This window comes from Brevundimonas bullata, assembly GCF_003350205.1.
In the GTDB taxonomy this organism is placed as follows: domain Bacteria; phylum Pseudomonadota; class Alphaproteobacteria; order Caulobacterales; family Caulobacteraceae; genus Brevundimonas; species Brevundimonas bullata.
The window spans coordinates 115,497-123,277 of record NZ_QLLC01000008.1; the positions used below are offsets into that span (position 1 = coordinate 115,497).

Here is a 7,781-nt window from a genome sequence, read left to right on the forward strand (position 1 = left end):
CAGAACTGTGCAAGGGTGACACCCCGGAACGGATCAGGCACAACCCGCCGATGCTCGCTGACCCCCGCCGTTCCGCCCCGCCCGCCTCGCTTGACCTGAGCGCCGCGCGCGAGGTTCTGGGCCGGGTCTGGGGCCATGCCGATTTCCGCGGGCTGCAATCCCAGGTCGTGGCCGAGGTTCTGGCCGGGCGCGACGTCATGGCCGTGCTGCCGACCGGCGGCGGCAAGAGCGTCTGCTATCAGATCCCGGCCATGCTGCGCCCCGGCGTCGGCCTGGTGGTGTCGCCGCTGATCGCCCTGATGACCGATCAGGTCGAGGCCCTGAAGCAACAGGGCGTCGCGGCCGCCCGCCTCGATTCCGGCGTGTCGATGGAGGAGCGCTCCGCCATCTGGCGCGCCGCCCGCTCCGGCGAACTGGATCTGCTCTACGTCTCGCCCGAAGGCCTGGCCGCCGGCTCCATGCTGGAGCGGCTGTCCGAGATCGACCTCAGCCTGATCGCCATCGACGAGGCCCACTGCGTCAGTCAGTGGGGCCACGACTTCCGCCCCGACTACCGCTCGCTGGGCCGTCTGGCCGAGATCTTCCCCGGCGTGCCGCGCATCGCCGTCACCGCCACCGCCGACGCCCGCACCCGCGACGACATCCTGGCCTCGCTGCGCCTCGGCGAGGCCCGCGTCTTCGTCGACAGCTTCGCCCGTCCCAACCTGCAACTGTCCGCCGAGCGCAAGATCAACGGCAGCCGCGCCCGCACCGACGCCGCCGTGGTCGAACTGGTTCGCGAAAGGCGGGGCAAGTCCGGCGTGGTCTATTGCGGCAGCCGCGACGGCTGCGAACGCGTGGCGCAGACCCTGCGCGACGGCGGCGTCAACGCCATCGCCTATCACGCCGGCTTTGACGCCAAGGATCGCGACAGGCGGCTGGAGCGCTTCCTGGCCGAGGACGGCGCCGTCATGGTCGCCACAATCGCCTTCGGCATGGGCGTCGATAAACCGGATGTCCGCTTCGTCATCCACGCCGACCCGCCCGGATCGCTGGAAGCCTACTGGCAGGAGATCGGCCGCGCCGGACGTGACGGCGAACCGGCCGAAGGCATCACCCTCTACGGCCCCTCCGACATCGCCTGGTCCCTGCGCCGCCTCGAAGGCCGCCCCATGGCCGAGGAGGTCAAACAGGTTCAGACGCGCAAGGTGCGCCAGCTGTTCGCCATGCTGGACGGCGCCGTCTGTCGGCCCCAGGCCGTGCGCCGCTACTTTGGCGAAACGGACGCCCAACCCTGCGGCGTCTGCGACATCTGCGGTGACCCGCCGGCGACGTTCGACGCCGTGGTCCCCGCGCAAAAGGCGCTCGCGGCGGTGCAGCGCCTCGGCGAACGCTTCGGTCGGACCCGCGTCGTCGATCACCTGCTGGGCAAGACCAAGGACGTCCAATCGTGGGAGTCGAACCTGTCCACCTGGAGCATCGGCGCCGACCTGTCGCTGACCGCCTGGCGCGACGTCATCGACCATTTGCTGTTCGAGGGCCTGCTGGTCGAGGACCCGAACGAGGGCAAGCCCATCATCCAGCTCGGCGATCCCGAGGCCGTCCGCGCCGTCTATCGCGGCGAGCGCCCGATCCAGGTGCGCAAGGCGCCCGTCCGTGTGGTCGAGGCCGAACGCCCGCGCCGCAACGCGGGCCGCAACCTGGCCGCCGAGGCGCTGGACACGGATGTCCGCGCCCGTTTCGAGGTCCTGCGCGCCTGGCGCCGCGACCGCGCCGCCGAGCAGCACGTCCCGCCCTATGTCATCTTCCAGGACAAGACCCTGGTCGAGATCGCCCTCAACGAGCCGCGCAATCTCGACGCCCTGGGCCGCATCTCCGGCGTCGGCGCCGGCAAGCTGGAGCGCTACGGCAAGGGCGTGCTGGAAGCTCTGGCCTCGGCCGACTGAGTCCCGCCCCTGACCAAAGCGTAACTGGAGCTTCAGCGTTCATCCTGTCACCCTTCCTCGGAAAAGCGGGGGAAGAGACATGAAGCGATTTCTGACGACAGGCGTCGCCTGTCTGGCGATGGCCGGTGCGGTTCAGGCGCAGGACGCCCAGATCGAAACGCCGCCCCAAACGCCGACGGCGGCGGTCAAGCCGATGGATCAGCCGCGCGACTGGTCCGCGACCCTGGTTCAGGACGCGACCGGCCTGCACGACATCATCGTCGACAGTCATCCGGGCGTGCACGACGCCCTCAACCCCGCCTTTCGCCCCCGGCTGGAACAAGGCCTGACCGTCGCGCTGGACCGGGCGAAGACGACCACCGACGCGGGCGGCTGGTGGTGGGCGCTGCGGGCCTATGTCGCCAGCTTCGAGGACGGCCACGTCCAGATCGGCATGACGCAGGACGGCTTCAACTTCCAGACCCGCTGGCCCGGCTTCCTGACCGTCTATCGCGGCGCCGATCAGGTGGTGGCCGACCGGGACGAGGCCGACGCCGCGACGCCGCCCCTGGGCGCCAAACTGATCGACTGCGACGGCGTCGCCGCCGAGACCCTGGCCGAGCAACGCATCGGCCAGTTCCGGGGCCGCTGGTTCCTTGAGGCCCAGCGCAGCCTCTACGGCGACCGGCAGTTCCTCAGCGCCCAGAACCCATGGGTCAGCGAAATGAGCCAGTGCCGCTTCGAGACCGACGGCGCGCCCCAGACCTACGCCCTGAACTGGCGCGCCACGCCTGATGATTTGGGCGCCCGGCGCGGCAAGCTGGCCCAGCGCGCCCGGCCCGACTTCGGTCTCAAACATTTCGACGACGGCGGCTTCTGGATCTCGACGCCCTCTTTCGACGGCGATCCGAAGAGCGAGACCCACGCCGCGTTGACCGCCCTGATCGCGGACATGAGGACCAAACAGGAGGCCCTACGCCTGGCCCCCTATGTGGTGCTGGACCTGCGCGGCAACGGCGGCGGCTCGTCGCACTGGAGCCAGTTGATGGCTCAGGTCCTGTGGGGCGACGCTTGGATGGCCGCCCATCCCGAACCCGCCATCGAAGCCGTCGAATGGCGCGCCTCGGACGGCAATATCGCCCAGATTTCCGAGTTCCTGGATCAATTGCGCGCTTCAAACAGCTCGCCCGAATACATCGCCTGGGCCGAGGACGCCGTGAACGGCATGAAGGCGGCGCAGGCCGCAGGTCAGCCCTACTGGCGCAGCGCCAACGAGGCGCCGCCCGAAGACGCCGTTCCGCCGCCGCCCGCGCTGCAACTGATGGCGGGCCGGGTCTATGTTCTGACCGATTCCAGCTGCGGCTCGGCCTGCCTCGACGCGGTCGATCTGTGGAAGACCGCGGGGGCGCTTCAGGTCGGCCGCGAGACCTCCGCCGACACCGTCTATATGGAGGTGCGCGCGCCGTTCCTGCCCAGCGGACTGGCCCAGATCGCCGTGCCGATGAAGGTCTATCGCGGTCGCGCCCGCGGCAACAACGAACCGCAACGCCCCCAATATGTCATCGAAGGCGACATGACCGACGACGCGGCCCTGCTGGCCTCGATCCGTCAGCTTCAGCCGCGCTGAGCCTTCAGCGCAGGAAGCGCTCGACCGCCGCCTGGAAGCGGCGCGGCTGGTCGATCATGACCATGTGCTCGGCGCCCTCGATGCGCTCGAAGGCGGCCGGCGTCCGCAGCGAGCGATAGCTTGCCCGGAACAGGGCGTCGATCTGGCTGCGCGGGCTGCGGTCGTCGGCGCTCCAGCCATAGACCACGGTGACAGGGGCGGTGATCGCGGGCAATCGCGCCCGCAAGTCCACCGTCATCACCTCATACAGCCCCTGGGCCAGGGTCCGCCGGTCTCCGCCCTGCCAGCCCAGGGTGCTGAACAGGCTGTCGGCCGCGCCGCCCATGTCCGCTCCCATGGCCCCGGCCTGGGTCTTCAGCGCCTCGTCGCCGAACAGCAGAAGCCCCTGATAGGCCAGCCGCGCCAGGGGCTCGACATCCCCCGCCGTCGCCCCAGAACTGATCAGCGACGGGAAGAAGGGCGAGGCGTCCACCACCATGACCCGACCGACGCGCGGCCCGGCGTCGGCGGCGACCCGCAGGGCGATCTGCCCGCCCATGGAATGGCCGATCACGGCCGGCCGCTCCAGCCCCTGCTCGGCGATATAGCGCCGGATCTCCGCCGCCGCCGGGGCGCCGATCAGGCCCTCGCCATTGCCGCCCGCCGACACGTCGCCGAACCCGCGCACCGTCACCAGATGCACCCGATAGCGCCCCTCCAGCGCCTGGGCCGTGCGCGCCCACACCGCCGAGGTCGAGGCCAGACCGGGGATCAGGATCACATCCGCCCCCTCGCCCCGCGCCTCGACCACGATCCGGTCCGACGCGAACCCCCTGGCCGACGTGGCCGCAGACGCGGCTCCCCCGACCCCCATGCCCCCCAGGGTCGAGGCCGACAGGACGAAGGCAAGCGCGAGCATCTTCAGGAAACGGGTCATGGCGCAAACCTGGGTGCAGATCGTGGCGATTCATCGGCGCATCTGCCCAGTTGAAAAATCGGCGCGCCGGGTGTGAACTCCCCTCATCCTGGGGAGGAAATCATGAAGATGTTCATCACGGCGTCGGTCGCCCTGGCTGCAGCGAGCCTGGCCTTCAGCGTCTCGGCCGAAGAATGGAGTTCGGTCTCCAGCAGCGCTCGCGTCGTCTATCTCGCGGATCTGTCCAGCATCGCCACGGTCGGCGACGACACCACGATCAGGGTCGCGCGCATCCCCCTGCCCGCAACCGCAGGCGATTACACGCACAAGATCAATGAGTACGCTTTCCGCTGCGCCGCCAATCAGGCCCGCATCGTCCTGGAAGTCGAGTACGGGTCCAGCGGCGCCGAAGAGGCCCGTTACCCCGATCCAGAGGCCGAATGGGACCGCCCCTCAGCCAACAGCCTCGGCGCCTATATCAAGAGCATCGCCTGCGACAACCAGCGCTCCACCGCCCCCAGCAGCCCATCCATCAAGGCCTTCATCGACAGCCAGCACGGCGGCTGACCGCCGTGCGTTACGCCTGACCGCCGTCAGACGTCGACCGCGGCGTCCAGGGCGTTTTCCTGGATGAACTCGCGGCGCGGCTCGACCACGTCGCCCATCAGCTTGGCGAACAGGTCGTCGGCGTCGTCGCCGTGTTCGACCTTGACCTGCAGCAGGGTGCGGGCGTTGACGTCCAGCGTCGTCTCCCACAGCTGCTCGGGGTTCATCTCGCCCAGGCCCTTGTAGCGCTGGATGGCCAGGCCCTTCTTGCCGGCGTCCAGCACGGCGTTCAGCAGGTCCAGCGGGCCGCGAACGGTCGTGGACTTGTCCTTGCGGCGATAGACGGCAGGCGTGTCGAACAGGCCTTCGAACGCAGCGGCGCGTTCGGCCAGACGCCGCGCGTCCAGCGAGCGGCCCAGTTGTTCGTCCAGGACGATGGTCTCGGTGACGGCGCGGCGGACGCGGCTGAACATGACCCCGCCCTGTTCGGCGCGCGCGCCCGACCACGGACCGTCGCCTTCTTCGGCATAGAGGTTCAGGCGCTCGGCGGCGCTGCCCGCGCGGCTTTCCAGCTCGCCGCCGCTCTCGCTGAACAGGCCGGCCAAGGCGCTCTGCTCGATGGCGAAGGCCGGCGCGCGCTGCGACAGGCGATCGACCAGACCCTTGAAGGCCTTGGCCTCGCGGACCAGGGCCTGCAGGTCCAGCCCCATGCGGCGCTCGCCGCCGGCCAGGTCCAGCTCGGCCTCGGAACAGCCCTCCTCGATCAGATAGGAGTCCATCTCCGTCTGATCCTTCAGGTAGCGGCTCTGCTTGCCCTTGGAGACCTTATAGAGCGGCGGCTGGGCGATATAGACGTGGCCGCGTTCGATCAGCTCCGGCATCTGACGATAGAAGAAGGTCAGCAGCAGGGTGCGGATGTGGGCGCCGTCGACGTCGGCGTCGGCCATCAGAATGATCTTGTGATAGCGCAGCTTGTCGGCGTTGAAATCGTCGCGGCCGATGCCGGTGCCCAGCGCCAGGATCAGGGTGCCGATCAGCTCCGACGACAGCATCCGGTCAAAGCGCGCGCGCTCGACGTTCAGGATCTTGCCGCGCAGGGGCAGGACGGCCTGGTTCTCGCGGTTGCGGGCCTGCTTGGCCGAGCCGCCGGCGGAATCGCCCTCGACGATGAAGAGTTCGGACTTGGCCGGATCGCGTTCCTGACAGTCGGCAAGCTTGCCGGGCAAGCTGCTGATCTCCAGCGCCGACTTGCGCCGCGTCAGGTCGCGCGCCTTGCGGGCGGCTTCGCGGGCCGACGCCGCCTCGATGATCTTCGAAACAATAAGCTTGGCTTCGACCGGGTGTTCCTCGAACCATTGCGACAGGCCTTCGGAGCACAGGTTCTCCACCGCCGGACGCACCTCGGAGGAGACCAGCTTGTCCTTGGTCTGCGAGCTGAACTTGGGGTCCGGCACCTTGACCGACAGGACGCAGGTCAGGCCTTCGCGGGCGTCCTCGCCGGTCGGCGCGACCTTCTCCTTCTTGGCCAGGCCCGAGCTCTCGATGTAGGCGCCCATGACGCGGGTCAGCGAGGTGCGGAAGGCCGACAGGTGCGTGCCCCCATCCCGCTGCGGGATGTTGTTGGTGAAGCACAGCATGGTCTCGTGGTAGCTGTCGTTCCACCACAGGGCCAGGTCCAGCTCGATGCCGTCCTTCTGGCCGCGAATGACGATGACGTCCTTCAGGATCGGAGTCTTGGACTTGTCGAGGTGGCGCACGAAGGCTTCGACGCCGCCCTCATAGTGCAGCAGGATCTCGACCGGCTCGGCGCCGCGATGGTCGGCCAGCTTGATGACCACGCCCGAGTTCAGGAAGGCCAGCTCGCGCAGGCGGTGCTCCAGCGTCTTCAGGTCGAAGTCGATGTGGCTGAAGGTCGTGACCGACGGATAGAAGGTGACTTCGGTGCCGCTCAGCGGCTGACCGGCCTTTTCGCCCTCGGTGCGGATCGGGGCGTCGCCGGTGATCACCAGGGACTTGACCGTGTCGCCGCGCTCGAAGCGCATCTGATGCGCCTTGCCGTCGCGATAGATCTTCAACTCCAGCCAGTCGGACAGGGCGTTGACCACGGACACGCCCACACCGTGCAGACCGCCCGACACCTTGTAGGAGTTCTGGTCGAATTTACCGCCCGCGTGCAGCTGGGTCATGATGACCTCGGCCGCCGAGACGCCTTCTTCCTCGTGGATGCCGGTGGGAATGCCGCGCCCGTTGTCGGTGACCGTGACGCTGCCGTCCTCGTTCAGGATGACCTGGACCAGGTCGGCGTGCCCGGCCAGGGCCTCGTCGATGGCGTTGTCGACCACCTCATAGACCATGTGGTGCAGGCCGGAGCCGTCGTCGGTGTCGCCGATATACATGCCGGGGCGCTTGCGCACCGCGTCCAGGCCTTTGAGAACCTTGATGGAATCAGCGCCGTATTCCGGCGAGGCGTCAGTCTGATCGGTCATGAAAACGTCGGCTCAGGGTCCGCGAACGGACAGGGAAAAGACGGCGTGCCCGCCATCCGCGCCAGGTCGCAATTCACCGCGCCCCGACACCGAGAACATATAGGAAATTTGACAGGAAAAGCCACCTCTCAACCCTTCTCCCCTTGTGGAACCGTTGCATTACGGCCCAGCTGTTAGCTTGGCGCGGTGAGGCGGGGGCTCATGCGGTGAGATGGGGCTGTTCCGGGTCGGCCCGGCGGGTTTGGGACGGATTCCTGGCTTGATCAGACGGGTTGCAGGGCGGCCCAGCGGCGCAGGTTGAAGGCCATGGCGACCATCAGCAT

Annotated in this window: 5 protein-coding genes; 3 read left to right on the forward strand and 2 right to left on the reverse strand. The window is 68.4% G+C overall.

What is annotated here, in order from left to right; translation table 11 throughout:
* The first annotated feature begins 50 nt into the window (after positions 1-50).
* Both recQ and DXK21_RS05865 read left to right on the forward strand, forming a co-directional pair.
* Positions 51-1,925, forward strand: coding sequence for a DNA helicase RecQ (recQ, locus tag DXK21_RS05860; protein ID WP_114816837.1), 1,875 nt, complete (start codon positions 51-53; stop codon positions 1,923-1,925).
* A 79-nt stretch (positions 1,926-2,004) separates the two neighbouring features.
* Entirely contained in the window at positions 2,005-3,531 is a 1,527-nt protein-coding gene (locus tag DXK21_RS05865; RefSeq protein ID WP_114816838.1) for a S41 family peptidase, read from the forward strand.
* Positions 3,532-3,535: 4 nt separating this feature from the next.
* Here DXK21_RS05865 and DXK21_RS05870 read toward each other — a convergent pair whose 3' ends face one another.
* On the reverse strand, positions 3,536-4,447 hold the full coding sequence (locus tag DXK21_RS05870) for an alpha/beta fold hydrolase (protein WP_114816839.1): 912 nt from the start codon (positions 4,445-4,447) through the stop codon (positions 3,536-3,538).
* A gap of 102 nt (positions 4,448-4,549) precedes the next feature.
* Between DXK21_RS05870 and DXK21_RS05875 the strand changes: the two genes are divergently transcribed.
* Positions 4,550-4,993 carry a surface-adhesin E family protein gene (locus tag DXK21_RS05875; RefSeq protein WP_114816840.1) on the forward strand — a complete coding sequence of 148 codons (444 nt, stop codon included), beginning with the start codon at positions 4,550-4,552 and terminating at the stop codon, positions 4,991-4,993.
* A gap of 26 nt (positions 4,994-5,019) precedes the next feature.
* Here DXK21_RS05875 and gyrB read toward each other — a convergent pair whose 3' ends face one another.
* A complete protein-coding gene (gene gyrB / locus DXK21_RS05880; protein ID WP_114816841.1) occupies positions 5,020-7,458 on the reverse strand; it encodes a DNA topoisomerase (ATP-hydrolyzing) subunit B in 2,439 nt (812 codons plus the stop codon).
* Positions 7,459-7,781: the final 323 nt, after the last annotated feature.